The 15,473-nt window shown below is 46.0% G+C and carries 16 protein-coding genes; 9 read left to right on the forward strand and 7 right to left on the reverse strand.

Features of this window, described 5'->3' with window-relative positions; all coding sequences use genetic code 11:
- Positions 1-454: 454 nt before the first annotated feature.
- The gene (locus QZW47_RS20260) at positions 455-1,858 is read right to left on the reverse strand and encodes an S-layer homology domain-containing protein (protein WP_293130420.1); all 1,404 of its coding nucleotides are present in this window, start codon (positions 1,856-1,858) and stop codon (positions 455-457) included.
- Positions 1,859-1,927: 69 nt separating this feature from the next.
- Here QZW47_RS20260 and QZW47_RS20265 point away from each other — a divergent pair, with 69 nt between their 5' ends.
- Positions 1,928-2,473, forward strand: coding sequence for a hypothetical protein (locus tag QZW47_RS20265; RefSeq protein WP_293130422.1), 546 nt, complete (start codon positions 1,928-1,930; stop codon positions 2,471-2,473).
- A gap of 79 nt (positions 2,474-2,552) precedes the next feature.
- Here the strand turns inward: QZW47_RS20265 and QZW47_RS20270 are convergent, their stop codons facing one another.
- Positions 2,553-2,687 carry a hypothetical protein gene (locus tag QZW47_RS20270; protein ID WP_293130424.1) on the reverse strand — a complete coding sequence of 45 codons (135 nt, stop codon included), beginning with the start codon at positions 2,685-2,687 and terminating at the stop codon, positions 2,553-2,555.
- Positions 2,688-2,890: 203 nt separating this feature from the next.
- On the opposite strand from QZW47_RS20270, the gene QZW47_RS20275 reads away from it, so the two are divergent.
- Positions 2,891-3,367 (forward strand): BON domain-containing protein, encoded by a 477-nt coding sequence (locus QZW47_RS20275; RefSeq protein ID WP_293130426.1) that lies wholly within the window; start codon positions 2,891-2,893, stop codon positions 3,365-3,367.
- Here QZW47_RS20275 and QZW47_RS20280 read toward each other — a convergent pair.
- Positions 3,357-3,494: a hypothetical protein gene (locus QZW47_RS20280; protein ID WP_293130428.1), complete on the reverse strand. Its 138-nt coding sequence runs from the start codon at positions 3,492-3,494 to the stop codon at positions 3,357-3,359. The two genes, QZW47_RS20275 and QZW47_RS20280, sit on opposite strands and share 11 nt — an antisense overlap.
- A gap of 314 nt (positions 3,495-3,808) precedes the next feature.
- Here QZW47_RS20280 and QZW47_RS20285 point away from each other — a divergent pair, with 314 nt between their 5' ends.
- From QZW47_RS20285 to speD, 4 genes are all read left to right on the forward strand, one after another.
- Positions 3,809-5,017: a general stress protein gene (locus QZW47_RS20285; RefSeq protein ID WP_293130430.1), complete on the forward strand. Its 1,209-nt coding sequence runs from the start codon at positions 3,809-3,811 to the stop codon at positions 5,015-5,017.
- Positions 5,018-6,735: 1,718 nt separating this feature from the next.
- Positions 6,736-7,797, forward strand: coding sequence for a pentapeptide repeat-containing protein (locus tag QZW47_RS20290; protein WP_293130432.1), 1,062 nt, complete (start codon positions 6,736-6,738; stop codon positions 7,795-7,797).
- A 5-nt stretch (positions 7,798-7,802) separates the two neighbouring features.
- A complete protein-coding gene (locus tag QZW47_RS20295; RefSeq protein ID WP_293130434.1) occupies positions 7,803-7,988 on the forward strand; it encodes a hypothetical protein in 186 nt (61 codons plus the stop codon).
- A gap of 91 nt (positions 7,989-8,079) precedes the next feature.
- A complete protein-coding gene (speD, locus tag QZW47_RS20300) occupies positions 8,080-8,502 on the forward strand; it encodes an adenosylmethionine decarboxylase (protein WP_293130638.1) in 423 nt (140 codons plus the stop codon).
- Positions 8,503-8,586: 84 nt separating this feature from the next.
- On the opposite strand, the gene QZW47_RS20305 is transcribed toward speD, so the two are convergent.
- Entirely contained in the window at positions 8,587-9,177 is a 591-nt protein-coding gene (locus QZW47_RS20305) for a hypothetical protein (protein ID WP_293130436.1), read from the reverse strand.
- A 145-nt stretch (positions 9,178-9,322) separates the two neighbouring features.
- On the opposite strand from QZW47_RS20305, the gene queF reads away from it, so the two are divergent.
- Positions 9,323-9,742, forward strand: a complete 420-nt coding sequence (gene queF, locus QZW47_RS20310; RefSeq protein ID WP_293130438.1) for a preQ(1) synthase — start codon at positions 9,323-9,325, stop codon at positions 9,740-9,742.
- Between the two features lie 622 nt (positions 9,743-10,364).
- Here the strand turns inward: queF and QZW47_RS20320 are convergent.
- Positions 10,365-11,765: a cytochrome c biogenesis protein gene (locus QZW47_RS20320; RefSeq protein ID WP_293130440.1), complete on the reverse strand. Its 1,401-nt coding sequence runs from the start codon at positions 11,763-11,765 to the stop codon at positions 10,365-10,367.
- Between QZW47_RS20320 and QZW47_RS20325 the strand changes: the two genes are divergently transcribed.
- Entirely contained in the window at positions 11,759-11,914 is a 156-nt protein-coding gene (locus QZW47_RS20325; protein ID WP_293130442.1) for a hypothetical protein, read from the forward strand. The two genes, QZW47_RS20320 and QZW47_RS20325, sit on opposite strands and share 7 nt — an antisense overlap.
- Before the next feature lie 122 nt (positions 11,915-12,036).
- Here the strand turns inward: QZW47_RS20325 and QZW47_RS20330 are convergent, their stop codons facing one another.
- Positions 12,037-12,771 (reverse strand): cytochrome c biogenesis protein CcdA, encoded by a 735-nt coding sequence (locus tag QZW47_RS20330; RefSeq protein ID WP_366930908.1) that lies wholly within the window; start codon positions 12,769-12,771, stop codon positions 12,037-12,039.
- A 605-nt stretch (positions 12,772-13,376) separates the two neighbouring features.
- Positions 13,377-14,111: a pentapeptide repeat-containing protein gene (locus tag QZW47_RS20335; protein ID WP_293130446.1), complete on the reverse strand. Its 735-nt coding sequence runs from the start codon at positions 14,109-14,111 to the stop codon at positions 13,377-13,379.
- A gap of 623 nt (positions 14,112-14,734) precedes the next feature.
- On the opposite strand from QZW47_RS20335, the gene QZW47_RS20340 reads away from it, so the two are divergent.
- A complete protein-coding gene (locus tag QZW47_RS20340) occupies positions 14,735-15,448 on the forward strand; it encodes a tetratricopeptide repeat protein (protein WP_293130448.1) in 714 nt (237 codons plus the stop codon).
- Positions 15,449-15,473: the final 25 nt, after the last annotated feature.

Here is a 15,473-nt window from a genome sequence, read left to right on the forward strand (position 1 = left end):
TCAGGTTAGTAGTGAGGACTTAAGTCCTTCTTGTTCCCTCAGGTTAGTAGTGAGGACTTAAGTCCTTCTTGTTCCCTCAGGTTAGTAGTGAGGACTTAAGTCCTTCTTGTTCCCTCAGGTTAGTAGTAAGGACTTAAGTCCTTCTTGTTCCCTCAGGTTAGTAGTGAGGACTTAAGTCCTTCTTGTTCCCTCAGGTTAGTAGTGAGGACTTAAGTCCTTCTTGTTCCCTCAGGTTAGTAGTGAGGACTTAAGTCCTTCTTGTTCCCTCGGACTTGGTTTTGTCGCTTAACCTATTTTATATTTATCAGATGACGCTACAGACTACACCTGAGTAAAAAACAGAGACTGCGATTGCTTGGCTTGTCCGTTGCTTCGGACAAAAAAGTTGGTAATCTCAAGCTGTTGTTTTATCGGTAAATGCTTTGTTTAAAACTTTTAAGTATCTCAAACAACTCTACTGAGTAGGTTGAGACTTTGCTTGCAGGGCATCTTTCGCCGACAATCCCTGATCTTGAATGCCAAAATACCACAAACTAGCAGCAGCTTCGGCGCGAGTCACGGATTTTTTGGGCTGAAACAGAGTAGTAAAACCAAAAACCCGGCGAATATTTGCCAAATCTCCATTGTTAAAATCCGCTAAAATTGCCCGCGAGGCCTGGGAATCAATCTTAGAAGCATCTTGAAAACCCCATTTTTCTTTGACTCCTTCAATGTTGGCGGTGGGTAAAACTTGACGAGTATCTAATGGTACTTTCCAGAGAACCATTGTTTCGCGTGTTAAAGGCGCATCGGGACGAAATTTCAGATCTTTCGTTTCTGCTGAAAGCGAACTCGGAATTAAGCCGGCTTCTGCTAAACCTTGAATTGCTGCAAAATCTGGGTCGGTTTTGGGTATGTCAGAAAATGCAGGTTCGCTAGAGTCTACTGCTAATCTAATTTGTTTTGCTTGACGGCTGGCATATATCTGATTGTTTGCTGCTACTAACCAGCGGGCGTATTCGCGGCGGGTAACAATTTTGTTGGGTTCGGGTAAGGTGGTGCCTGTTTCTAAATTAGCACCGCTTTTAGATCGCACTTTTAGCGCTTCTAACTGAGCCAAATCTGCTACGTACTGCCGCAACTGTTGAGGGATTTGGGTGTCTGGTTGGCTAATTTTTGGTGATTTTGGCGCAGTCGATGGCGCGGGTGTGCTTCCCTCTGAATTTGAGGGAGTTGGTGAAGCGCTTGGGGATGGGCTAGACTCGGAATTGTTCGGTTCGGGGCTGGCGGCAATTTCTGGGCTGTCTTTGGTGTAGTCGATCGCAAATTTTGTAGAACCTCCTACTTTCTCAATCCCAGAAAGCGACACTGTTACCCGCAAATTATCTCGGGTGGCGACTAAGGAACCTTGTCCGTCGGCGCTTGGGAGGCTGACTATTTTCCAGTTGCGCCGCCCAAATTCTAACTGATAAAAGTTCTGAACCGAATTCACCGGATCTGTGGTTTCCCAGCGCAGTCGCGCGTTTTTTGACGGCGGATCGGTTGGCGGGCCCACTTCGACTAACTGAGCATTACGATATAGTGGAATTTCTGTCGGAAAATCGGCAGGAAGTTTGGCGCTGGAGTTGGTTTCAACTGCTGTCGCTGGCGATGGATTGGACAAAACCGCCGGATTTTGTTGTAATTTTGGATCTGCTGCTAGGGATTCTTCGAGTGCCTTGCTGTTGGGGCTGTTGGCGCAAGCTGTGACAGCAGCCAGCAGACACAGGGCAAGCCCTCTATTTAGGGTAGCGAGTATATTGGTTTTATTGGTTTTACTGGTTTTAGCTGGCGATCGCCCTGAGTTGCCTCGCCGTTGAGTAAATATAGTATTCAGCATGAATCCCTCGTTTGCGGATATATTTCTAGGCTAGCGCAGATCGATCGGACAATTATATTTATTATACAAATGAAATTGCTGCACGTACTCCTAGTTATTGCTACATTATTTGTCTCGGCCCTGAAGTTTACAAGTCCCGCAAAAGCTCAACCAGCTTTGCTGCGGGCGCCGCTTGCTCAGCCGGAGTGGCAGCCGTTTTGCTCAAGCCAAGGTGAGTTTGCGATCGATATGCCGGGAACTCCTAAAATTAATACTGAAACTTTCTCAACTCAAATCACAACTCATACCTATAGGTCAGTATTAAAAAATAAAGAAACTTATTTACTCCAATACTTCGATTTAGATTTTCGACTCAGCAACAATAATATCAAAATTACTTTAAACAATGCCGTTGATTTCTTTGTGGTGGCGGCGAATGCCAAAGTGCTACAAGTGCGGGATATTTCCCTGGGCGGCTATCCGGGAAAAGAATTTGAGTTTCAGTCGCTTGGAGCCACGCAACCTGTAGGTATAGGTCAGGTATTTTTGGTGGATACGCGCGTTTACGGGCTAGTTGCTACTACTCCGGTATCAGAAAATGCTCAAAAATTTCTGGATTCTTTTCGTTTGTTTTGAAGCAGGAAGTTGGGCAACGGATTTAATGGATTTAACGGATGTTGAGGGAAATTTCTGTTGCCAGTGGCGATCGCATTTATTAAAACAACTTACGAGTTGGCACTTGGTCGATCGCAAAATATGGACTGCGGCAAATAAAAATCTTGCGCTCGATCGTTTTTTTCAGTAACAGTGCATTCAACAGTATCAAGTTGATTTTTACATCATACGTCATTTGCTTTTTTGCACTCTATCTAACGACATAGATAGCATTTACACCTGTGGAGCGATGTACCGGATTCCTCAGTTTTATATGTTTGATATAAGGCTTGTTAGGTAAAAGGCACCAACTAAAGTTTAGTTAAAGTTTAGTGTTGCTTAATCTACTTCAACGAAGTCTGGCTCATCGAAAGCTTACTTGGAGGACATTGACATATTATGAACAAAATAACACCAATTATCATCAGCAGCATCTTGTTATTTGGGGCTGTTGGTTGCAGTGACGGGGCTAAAACTAGCGCTGATGCTCCTAATTCTACCACAGAAAATCGCAGCAGCCCGCCGCCAGCCGAGACAGTTCAAAAAACTCAGGGCGACGCCACTAGCGATATTCGCAAAGCCCAAGCAAATTCTGATATCAGAGCCAGAGAACAGCGCAACAATGTGACGGGCGGCGATACAAAAAGAGCCGATGGCGACCTGAAAAGCGAAGTTCGCTCGAAGTTGGAAGTGAACATCACGAAAGGTCAGCTAACTGTTGAGGCAAAAGACGGGGCTGTTATCGTCGGTGGCACAGTTCCCAACCAAACTGATTTAGCTAAAATTGAGCCGCTAGCTAAAGAGATTAAGGGTGTCAAAAGTGTGAATGTTACGGCTGTTGTCGCCCCCGCTGCACCCGCATCGCCTAAGAATTAACAAACGATCGCGAACCAGAAATAAGCCTTCCTTCTGTTGTGCGATCGCCCAAGTCGCTGTTCGGGTAAAAAGACTCGTCGGCTACCGCCGTCTCAGGAAGGAAGAAGTCGGCGGGAAAGTCGGGCATTTTAAAATTGCTTTGAGAGCGGTTCGCAACGCTTGCGTGACTCTTCCAGGTAGGTTTTTTTAAGTTAAAGAGTTGAAAGATTTCAATTTACTCACAACTAAAAAGTCGCGCACTACCTGCAAGTTACTCTTTTCAATTTCCGATGGTGAATTCCTGACAATTAGTAAAAAACTGGTCGGAAGATAGAGAGGTAATTTATTCCCAGCGAGCGATTAAAAATGTTGGGAAAAAATGACTAAATGTGATGGATGGCCGCAAGCAGAGCATGAATTCTGTGGTTGTGTAAAAACAGTATATTTTGAAGGAGAAAAAAAATGGCTTTAGGTCAACACAAACGGGCTGTAGGAGCTTTTTCTAATTACCGCGATACGGAATTAGCTTTGATGGAACTGCAAAGTACCGGCTTTCCGATGAATCAGGTTTCGGTAGTTGGGGAAAACCTCAACGGCAGCGAAATCGCTGGTGCTAGCGCTGCTAAGAGCACTGATGAGAAAGTGGGCGGCGGTGCGAAAGCTGGCGCGACGGCTGGAGTAGTCACGGGCGGTTTGATCGGGTTGCTGGGCAGCATTGGGGCGCTGGCGATTCCGGGAGTTGGCCCGGTGATGGCGGGGGGCGCGATCGCCACTCTGCTAGCTGATACCGTTGTCGGAGGTGCGATTGGAGCAGCAGCCGGCGGTTTGGTTGGCGGTTTGGTGGGTTTGGGTGTTCCCGAAGCTAAAGCTAAAGTTTATGGCGATCGCCTCTCGCGCGGAGAATATTTAATATTCGTCGAAGGAACGGATGCTGAGTTGGCCACCGCCGAAGGAATTATGAGCGTGCGGGGCATTCATGACTGGGGTATTTACGATGTGCCAGCAGATACCGGCCGCAAAGCTTTGGCCCGCGACAAGCGCGCTGTCGGCGTGTTTGCTACCCGCCGCGAGACGGAACACGCGCTGGGAGAATTGCGAACTGCTGGTTTCGACATGGATCGGGTTTCGGTGATCGCCAAGGATGCCGACTCTAAAGGGGAAATCGCAGGCATTGACGTGAAGGACAACGCCGACAACAAGGCTGATGAGGGGGCGACCAAGGGCGCGCTCACAGGCGGCACCTTGGGCGGTTTGACTGGCTTGTTGGTAGGCCTCGGCGCGCTGGCAATTCCGGGTATCGGGCCGATTATGCTGGCAGGAGCCACCGCTACGACGATCGCCACTACACTAGCAGGTACTGCTTTGGGTGCGGCTGCTGGCAGTTTGATCGGAGCTTTGGTAGGTTTGGGAATTCCCGAAGAGCAAGCCAGAGCCTACAACGATCGAGTCGCCAGAGGAGATTACTTGGTAATGCTTGACGGTAGCGAAGCAGAAGTCGCTAAAGCTGAAGCAATTATGAGCCGCGGAGGCATTCAGCATTGGAACACCTACGACTATCCCAGCGTGGATAGCGCTCGCGCAGATTACGGCGCTCCGGGCACTCCTGGCGTTGATACTACGGCTAATATTTATGACCCCAATCAGGGCGTGACTGGTAACCGTCGGGTTTAGATAGTTTGAGTTTGATTGTTGTGACTTGGTTTGGGCATGGTTTCTAATTCCCGCAGGGACTGCCCTACTGGGCATCTCTGATGGTTGCGGGTGCAGGGGCTGACCCTAATGCGCCTGTAAAATAATCTCAAAAGTCGGCTTTTTCTGTGAAAGCCGGCTTTTGTTTTGTTCTGGAAACTTTAAAAAAGCGACCTGCTCAAAGTAAAAGTTGAATTTTGAGACTGCGAGCTGGGCTTTGCGCCGGCAGGTCGATCGGCTTAGGATCGCGAATTAAATAATTTACACAAGTTTGTGGGGTGTCCCGCCCGCCCTTTCGGGACGGGCGAGACGCCCATCCCACAAGAATAAAAGTGTAAGTTATTAAATTTTCATTCCTTAGTTAACTTAATTAATTTTTACACCTGGAAAAAAAACTGCGGTTTTTTCGTCTGTAACACTCACTACTGCTCGATCGCCAATAACGCAGTATTATCAAAGTTAATGACATAAATTACAGCAGAGATTGCCCTGTTAGTCAAAGAAGGACTATCTTTAGTTATGGGGCGGCTAATTTCAGCAACTTATACAGGTGAAGTAGCCCGTCCTGCGCGCCGAGTAGGGCCTGCGGTGGTCGCCAACTATTAGTAAAATAATATTGTCGCCGAACCGCAAGACTTAGGCGGGTCATTGGTTCGCTATAGCAGCCAAATTGCCGTTGGCAAGACCTGCTGGCATGAATACAGTTTTTCTGGGAATGCCTCAGCGAAGCATTTGAGAAGCCCAGAAATAGCTTTTATGTCCGAGAGCGCGTCTGGTTTCGGGTGTTCTGTTAATTAGAACCGCAAGCGCTCATGGATCGAGTCAAGATTAACAGCAAGCACAGCAGCGCGAGAGTACGGAAACGGCTCGCGGTTAATTTTTTTGCGAACTCTCAGGCCAACGGCAGCCTATGGCTGGCAAAGCCTGCGAATCGCTCAGCACTCCGAGGGAAACAGCCTTCCTGTTGGATTTCACTGGCACCGAGCACAGTGGGGGGAGGTGACACTAGCTGAGCTGAGCGGGCGGAGGCTTTGACGGGCGATCGCAGATAGAAGGCATTTATGTAGAAGGCTTTTGGGTTGAAACTCCGAGCTCTTGTTTCTTGGTTGCACTCATCAATTCGATCGATCGCCCTCCGCGGCAATTTTTCGGGTCAGAATGCGGCGCTAATGCCGCCAGCAATAACCCAAATAGACGATCGACCTTGACAAGAGCGATCGACAACTTCTGGGTATTTTGGTAAGTGGTTAGTAGTTAATAGTTAGTGATTATGTAGTTAGTCCAAATAGAACTAACACAGTCCTGGACGCAAAAAAACGTATTTCTGTCATTGCGAGGCTTCCGAAGCAATCTCAAGGCTTTGCTACACCGTAAAAAATGCGTCCAGGACTATAACAATTAACAACTAACATCAGCCACAACCAACTATTAGAAAAATAAGACTTAAAGGACTGACACGCGGGAGCGAAAAACTCTATTTATTCATGACTACTGCGCTGGCAAACCCAAGATTTGTAGAGAAAATCTGGTCTATTTTCTTAAGTTATAACTAGATTAGTCTGGTGCTGCTAGTAATGAACGTGTTTTGACAATTGTTACGGTAGCAGTATTGGTTAAAAAAGAACTGATTGCCAGACACCGCACCAACTTTCAGACAACATAGAACATCGAGAAATTAAGGAAACTCACTCAATTTTTTTATGAATTTCACTGAGATTTTAAGCGTCGATGAACTTTTAACTAGACATAGAAACGGGGAACGAGATTTTCGAGGTGCTAACCTGATTGCAGCTCATTTAATTGAAGCTAATCTCAGTCGCACAAATTTGAGCAGCGCTAATTTGAAAGGCGCCAACTTAATTAGAAGCAAACTAATTGGAGCTAATTTAAACTGCGCTGACTTGAGCGGAGCTAATTTATCTAAAGCGAAATTAATTGAAGCCAACCTCGGCAGTTCTAGTTTAACGGGAACTGTGGCGATCGGAGCAGATTTTAGCGGAGCCAATCTCAGCGGAGCAATATTGTCTCGCGCTGACTTGAGCAAAGCTGTGATGACAGGAGCGAGTTTAGTCGGAGCTTGTTTGCTCAGCGGCTCAAAGCTAACTGAAGCTAATTTAAGCGGAGCGACGCTGAGCCGAGCAATTATGAGCGGGGTTGATTTAAGCAGAGCAAATCTAACCAGAGCGATTCTGAGCGAGGTAGATTTGAACGGCGCAAACCTGAGTGGTGCAACTCTAATTCGGGCTTATCTCAATCGTGGAAATCTCAGCGGTGTCAATTTGGTTGGGGCGATTTTGAGCGAAGCAAGTTTGCGGGAGGCTTGTATTTGTGCTGCTAATTTGAGCAATGCTGACTTGAGCGGTGCTGACTTAAAAGGAGCTAATTTAAATGGTTCTAATTTAAGCGGTGCTGACTTGCAAGGCGCTAATTTGAGTAAAGCTAATTTGAATGGTTTGATTCTGCACAATGCTGATTTGAGGGCTGCGAATTTGAACAAAGCTTCTCTGCGGGGAGCTGATTTGAGCGGTGCAAATTTGTCGGGTGCTAGCTTGCTGGAAGCGGATTTGCGGGGTGCGAATTTGAGTAACGCCAATTTGTCGGGTGCGGGTTTGCTGCTAAGTTCTTTGACTGGGGCAAATTTGACAGGGACTAATTTATCTGAGGCTAATTTGATTGGGGCGAGCTTGAATGTTGCTAATTTGAATCAAGCGGCTTTGGGCGGGGCAATTTTACCGAATGGGGCGACTCACAGCCGGGATTGATGGCGATGTCCGGTAGCGTGGCGATTGTCAGTTGGGAGCGAGCTAATGCTCGATCGCGCCTCAAGCCAAAAGCTTCACTTACTTGCTTGTGCGGTAACGCGCTATCGCCTGCTGGATGCTGGCGCCGGGCTTGGACTTGGGACAAAGTGCCAAAAAATATAGTGGCGATCGCCCTCGCCACTATATTTTGATTTTTTTAGGAAATCTACTTGATAATTTTTCAAGTCCGTGCTATCGTCAAAAGGTTTGAGACATTGTGAATTAGAGGTAAAACCCCGCAGAATGAAACAATTGGGAACCCATCTGGTCGCTGATGCTTGGCAGTCTCCTGGAGACCTGCTCAACGATCCTGAACGTATCCGCCGCGCTATTCTCGATGCGATCGAAGCCGGAGGAGCTACTCTCATCGATTTGTGCGTACACCAGTTTAGTCCTCACGGAGTGACGGCTACTGCAACTTTGGCAGAGTCTCATATAGCAATCCATACTTGGCCTGAACACGGTTATTTTGCCGCAGACTTATTTTTCTGCGGAGCCGGCGACCCTCACAAGGCCATGAAGGTGCTACAGACAGCTCTGGAAGCTAAACAGGTCAAACTCACCGAGTTCACGCGCGGTTTCGAGCCCGGGGTGGGCAGCCTAGGTTCTGCTTGTGAAGAGCAGTATGCGCCTCGTGCAGTAGAAACGAGTGCCGTCAGAGTATAGTAGCCAATTAGCGTAACTTTGAATATTTTATGCTAGGTTTCGGTTAAAATCCCACGGCTCAGGTCGTGGGATTATTGTTGGAATTTACTTCCCCTTCAACAAAGGGCGAACAACTAAATAACCTGCGCCAAAGGCGGCAATGACAATGAGAAAAATGGCGATCGCCAACCACACTCCGCTCAAGTCTGAGGCTTTTTTGGGTTGAGAGCGCACGCGGTAAGGAGTTTCCGGAACCTCGGTAAATAATTTTTCTGGCAGTGTATCCGGCATCGGAGGGGCTGTTGGCTCCGGTAGGGGGAAAGGGAAAGCCACTGTCTGAGGTGGTTGAGGTACGGCAGAGTTAGTCTGCGAGGTTGCAGATGCTGGGGGCACAGGTTCAACGCTGAAATTGAATTTGACTGAGGGCATTGGAGGCATCCCAGTCTGGGTGACGCTCTGAGCCGAGTTGACTACTTGCTGTAGCTGTTGGGATACTTGAACTACTGTTTCTACTTCTCGCCGCAGTTGTTGATTTTGTTGAACTAATTGCTGGTTGTGGGTTTTGAGAGAGTCGAGCATCGCTTGGGCGGCTTGCAGCTCTGCGGTGACTTCTCGATAGAGGGAAATCGGTACCGATGGAGAGTAACTATTTGAGTTTTCAGGGGATGTATTGTCAGATAAGGTAGTATTTTGCATAATTGTAGATGGCGAGGGTGAACTTTTTTAAGTTTAGCCTGAGAGTATTTGCAATTTGATCGATCGCAACACAATTCGTCAAGATATTTGTTACAGATATTGATAGTGAGTTTAATTAAATCTGAGCAGTTTTCAGTCGATCGCTATGAACAACCACCCAACCGAACAAGATGTGTCGCCAAAGTCAAGTACCGAGGCAATGAAATACGGCGAACGCGAGATTTTGGAGGGGCAGTTAATTACTTTCCCCAACCCGCGAGTCGGGCGCCGCTATACGATTAACATTACTTTGCCGGAGTTTACTTGCAAGTGTCCGTTTTCGGGCTATCCAGATTTTGCCGCGATTCACGTTACTTATGTGCCCGACGAGCGAGTGGTAGAGTTAAAAGCCCTGAAGCTCTACGTCAACAGTTATCGCGATCGCTACATTTCTCACGAAGAATCGATCAATCAAATTTTAGATGATTTTGTCGCAGCTTGCGCGCCGCTGGAAGTGACAATTAAGGGCGATTTTCTGCCGCGGGGGAATGTGCACACCGTGGTTGAGGTGCGGCACGAGAAGTAACAGCCCGATCGTTTAAATAAGTAAGGTTTGTAGTGCGGACTTTAGTCCGCTCTCGGGCTGCGGACTAAAGTCCGCACTACAAACGTTTAAATAAGTAAGGTTTGTAGTGCGGACTTTAGTCCGCTCTCGGGCTGCGGACTGAAGTCCGCACTACGAACGGTTTTTGTGATGATAATCGACTCGACATCATATTAGAGAGCCAAGTGATAAGTATTTTGACCGCTTTCTACTTTTATTCAGCAAGCCCTATCTAATATTTTTCATATCTTGGCTTCTTACCAGGATAAGCAGTAATTACTAAAATTCTATCTAAATATTCTCGGTAAACCACTCTTAGAACAAGTCCATTCAATCTTTTTTGATAAATGAACTTCCCTTGACTCCTTGCTTCTACCGAACTCGGTGTTCTAACAGTTTCGGAAATTAAATCTGTTGAAATTGTAACCCCGTGACTTTCAATAATTTCTATTTTCAGCAAGGCGTGTTGACTAAATTATATTTTTTTATCCACATTAATTTTTTATTTTATTTTTCGTTTTATCCCTTGGTGTAAGGTGCGTAGCGCGCACCCTACGATTAACTACGGTTAGCTTTGACTAGCAACAGAAGTCGGGGCGATTCCCTACGGGATAGCTTCGCTTAACGCACTTTTAGCCTCTGCGGTTTTCGATTCTGCCAACTTGTCCAAAATCTCCACAACTTCTCTTTCAAATATCACCTGAGCGCGATTAGTGCGCCCGCCGACATAGAGTTTGCCGTTTTTTTCCAAAGCCCAAATCTGCGAGTGAGACAGATAGCTCATCAGCACGCTGAGCATCAGCAAGCCGAAGCCCGTATAGACGAGTGGAATTCCCGGATCGGCTTTAATTTGCAATCCCGTGCTACCTACAACTTCATCAATTGCCAACTTCACTCCGTTAACTTCGATTGCTGTACCGGCGCGAACAGTAGTTAACAATTTGCCATCCGTACCGTAGACTAACATCGTTCCTTGCAAGTCTTTTGCTAGCAGAGAAACTCCCGCACTCAAATCTGGTTTTGTCGGAATCCAAGCACCCCAAATTCTGCCTTTACCTTTGGTATCTAACTGAGCCATTGGCAATTGCAAAACAGGGCTTTTGTTGAGGCGAACTCGGACGGCTGCTAGAGCCCAATCTGCTTGATAAAATGTGACTCCGCGGTATCTAAGCGGCTCGTTAACGTGAATGGTTTTGCGATCGACCTCTTGGCCTGTTTTGTCCAAAACTGACAGATCCGAGTAAAATTGGTCGATCGCCCCGCTCGGACTATAATCGATCCAGAACCGATTCACACGCATCGACCAATCCTTAGGTATTTGCGGCCCCGCCCAAGGCCCCGCATCCGTGATATTCTGCACCCGAAACGTTTCACCGCTAGGAACCATTTCTTGACCCATAAATCCCGTCATCGATCCCAACATCGAGCCAGCTAAAATAATTAGCATACTAGCGTGAACAATAATCGGGCCAATCTTGCCAATTATGCCCTTGCGAGCATAAACTTTTTCACCTTCTCGGAAAATGCGGTAGTTTTTTTGCTGCAAAAGTTGTTCTAACGAACTTAAAGCAACTGTTTCTAATTCCGCACTGAGAGCTAACTTTTCAAACTGCTTCGGTTCTTCATAAAATTTCCAGCGGCGAGCGGCTTTGAGGGCGGGAAATTGTCTAGTAAAAGTGCAAGCTGTCAAACTGCTGCCGAACAAAATTAGGATTGACAAAAACCACCATGTGCGGTATACATGGTCTAGTCCTGAAATTAGGACAACTTTCCAGGTTAAGAACCCGAACAAAGCCGGGTGTTCTGGATAGTTGGATTGGTAAAACTCTACAGATTGACCTTGTTCGATGACAGTGCCAGAAATGCTAAAAAATGCGATCGCCAGCAGCAAGATAATTGCCAGCCGCAAATCTGCCAGCACCGGCAAAATCTCTCGCTTGAAGAACTTTTGAGGAGCAGTCGCCCAGTTTGATAGTTTGGATAGAAATACTTCTTTTGATGTCATTGGTAATTATGAAGGAAGAAGGAAGAAGGAAGAAGGAAGAAGGAAGAAGGAAGAAGGAAGAAGGAAGAAGGAAGAAGGAAGAAGGAAGAGGGAAGAAGGAAGAAGGAAGAAAATATTATTTTTATCTAGGAATTCTCAATCAATTGTGAATTATTTATTTTTCTTCCTTCGTGTTCTTCGCGTCTTCGCGGTTCGTCTAAAAAGATAGCTCATTAGTTCTGTAATGATTGCTATATCTCTAAATAATAACTGAAGTCCGAACGATCGAACCTTAGGCGGGAAGTATGCGAGAAAGCAGGGAGAAAACGCCATATCCTACTAGCAAAACGCCGCTAACAGGCGTAATCCAACTCGACCACCTGCGTAATTCTAACAGCTTTTTAATGCTCGCGGTAAAAGTACCTGCTACAATCAGCGGAGCGACGTAGCCAGCAGCATAAAACAGCAGCAACACACCGCCTAAAACTGTATCTCCCGTTTTGGAAACCCAAGCTAAGAGAGTAGCTAAAACCGGAGTGCTGCACGGAGAAGCTACTAAACCAAAAGTTAAGCCCAATAAGTACGATCGCACGCCCGCGGGCAAATCCTTCGGCACCCACCCCACAGCGTCGAAAGACGGCATTTGCAAGGGTAAAGCTTCCAGTAAATTCAGCCCCATCAAAATCGCGATGATGCTGACAACGATCGGCAAACCCAGACCAATTTTGCCATAAACTTGACCCGCAAATGATGCGACAATGCCTAAACCTGCGAGGGTTGTGGCTAATCCCAAGGAAAACCAGGCAGACTGGGCGGCGGCTTGCAGGCGGCTTTTTGCTTCGTATCCGCCGATGTAGCCGATCGTAATTGGCAACATTGAAAGCATACAGGGCGTCAAGCTCGTGAGCAACCCTGCCAGAAAGATGACTGCGACGCTGAATAAACTCAGGTGTGTTAGTTGAGTATTTACTAAATTATTAGCAAATTGTGCCAGTTGGTAAAGTTGAGTTTGCAAAGTTTCCATCAGTCGATTTTAGATTTTAGATTTGAGATTTTGGATAGACTCTATAACAGATGAATCTCGGCAATTGAACAATTGAATAATTAACTCTACAGTAGATTTATTTCGCCGATTTGAGATTTGGGATTAATTCTACAATAGATAAATTTCGCCGCTCGAACAATAGAAGACTTAAACAATTGAATAATTGACTGTACAACAGATTTATTTCGCCAATTTGAGATTTGGGATAGACTCAACAACAGAAGAATCTGGGAGATTCAAGTAAATATGTAATTTTTTTCGAGCTCTACGATTTAATTCCGGGCTTGTATCCTAGGAAAGTGAGTTTTGGAGTTCCTTAAAATTGTAACAGATTCACGTAGGTTCGGCTGGAAATTGGAAATTTTATTGAAATTGACTGCTGAGAAGTGGAAAACTACGCGCGCGGCGCATATCTCCCTTTTTGGCAAGCAAATTGCACCCCGGTTTAAACTGATATCCTGACACCATCCTCAACCAGCTTTGATTTTTTTTATTTTACATCAATTAATTGTGGAACAAGCCTTTTAGCTGTAAATACCAATTAATTGCTAACAGGCTGGAAAGCCTGTGATTGCTGGGTTATCAAATTATTCAGACGCACTTGATTTTAAATTAAAGCCAATTTCTTCATTATTAATAGAGCCGTCAGGCATGATTGCCCCAACCAGCAGCGCACCTCTGAGATTTGCTCCCGTTAGATTAGCTCCTTCTAAATTAGCATTGCTCAGATTTGTGACTTGTTTGGAACCTCGGAAAAAAAAGCTGTGCAAGTCAGCGTTTGTCAAATTAGTATCTGCTAAATTAGCATATTGCAAGTCAGCACCGTGCAGCGTCGCATCCGTTAAATTAGCTTCGGTGAGGTTGCTGCCCCAAAGTCGAGAATCCAATAAATTAGCATCTTGTAAATTAGCGCGACTCAGATTTGCCAAAGTCAGATTAGCATCCCACAATTTGGTGCGGTTGAAATTAGCTTCTGTCAAATTAGCTCGACTGAGATCGGTACCTAAAATATCAGCATTTGCTAAATTGGCGGCGGTGAGATTGGCGTCTGAAAGGTCAGCATTTTTTAAATTAGCACCGGACAAGTTGGCACCGGATAAGTTGGCGCCGCTCAAGTTGGCTTCTTGGAGATTAGCTCCGTGCAAATCGGCCGCGCTCAAATCGCACTGCTTCCAGAGAAAGCTGACGCACCAATTATCTTTTAATAGCTGACTGACATCCTCCGGATTCGCGGCCATCACAGGAGGAGTTGAGTAGAGAGCGAACAGCACGATCGCCAACACTGCCGCAAATAAAGTTTTCAACCTCAGAACTCTTTTCATTGACACTAATTTGCACAATAGATTCTTGATGTGTAATCTAAAGCATACCAAATTATCGGCGACTTTCCCCAGCAATCTTACTCAAAACTATTAGTTAAATGTCTGTCGGGGTAGGTGCAGGCACCAGCCGTCTCAGATGCGCTCTGTGGCTACAAACCAGTTTGTTTCATAGATGCCTCGCTGTCAAACTGATATTTTTCCTCAAAACAGAGTATCAGATGGCCGCCGCTATCGATCGGGATTTACCGATAGCGCATCCCTACAACGTCATAAGCTGCTGCCCTTTAAATTGTATCTTTCGATAAAATATTCTCCAAAAACTCAAATCTCTCCCCCTTGGCGCCTCGCACCCCGGGACACTCAGACACTCCGACACTCTGGGAAGCGCGAGGGCCAAAAAACTGCCCAGCTCGCCTAAAACAACCATATTTAGCGGGTTATACGCCCTATTTTCAATAATTGCGATCGAAATCACTAACTAAGCTAACTCAGATTACACAAGTCAATGTTGGAGCATCACCAACTCGCAGCTAACTTATCACCTTCGTGAGAGTACGGATATCACTCTCAGTAGCTGAGGTATCGGAGACAATGAAAGTATACTGTTCAACCCCCACCCTCCCATGCCTACTATCCCCATTTTCTCAAGTCAATTAGTTGTCACCACTATTGTCCAGTCGATGGAATCTTTGGGATTTGCTAATATTGCAGGCAAAGTATTTTCGGGCGAGCAAGCCCAAGCGCGACAAGAGGCAAATTTAAAGGCTAATACCACCAAGCTTTACACCCAGGGTTTAAAAAATCTCGAAAAACAAGAGTTGCAGGCTGCGATTCAATATTTCACTGCTACAATTAACCTGAACCCGCAATTCTCGCCAGCTTACAACGATCGCGGTGTGGCCCGCTACAGATTGGGTTACACGCAGTCTGCCATCGAAGACTTAACTACCGCGATCGAACTCAATCCTTATCGAGCCAAGTATTACAGCAATCGCGGGTTTATGCTGACTCGTTCCAAAGATTATACTGCGGCGATCGCCGATTACAACTCGGCACTGATGCTCAACCCCAATTTAGCCCAAGCATATTTTAACCGCGGCTCTATCCGGATGCAAATGGAAAATTCCCTGGCAGCGCTAGCTGATTTTGAGTCAGCGATTCGGCTAAATCGAGATTTTGCTAAAGCTTACTTCAACCGAGGATTGACTAGATATAAGTTGAGAGAAGTGCAGGGAGCATTTGAAGATTTTCAGAAAGCGGCAGGGCTGTTTAAGCAGCAGGGAAAAATGGATTATTATCAAGATGCAGTCGCCAAACTTAGAAAGCTATGGTCTTAGTTGAAGTTTGGAATAATGCCTAGAA

This window comes from Microcoleus sp. bin38.metabat.b11b12b14.051 (assembly GCF_013299165.1).
In the GTDB taxonomy this organism is placed as follows: Bacteria; Cyanobacteriota; Cyanobacteriia; order Cyanobacteriales; family Microcoleaceae; genus Microcoleus.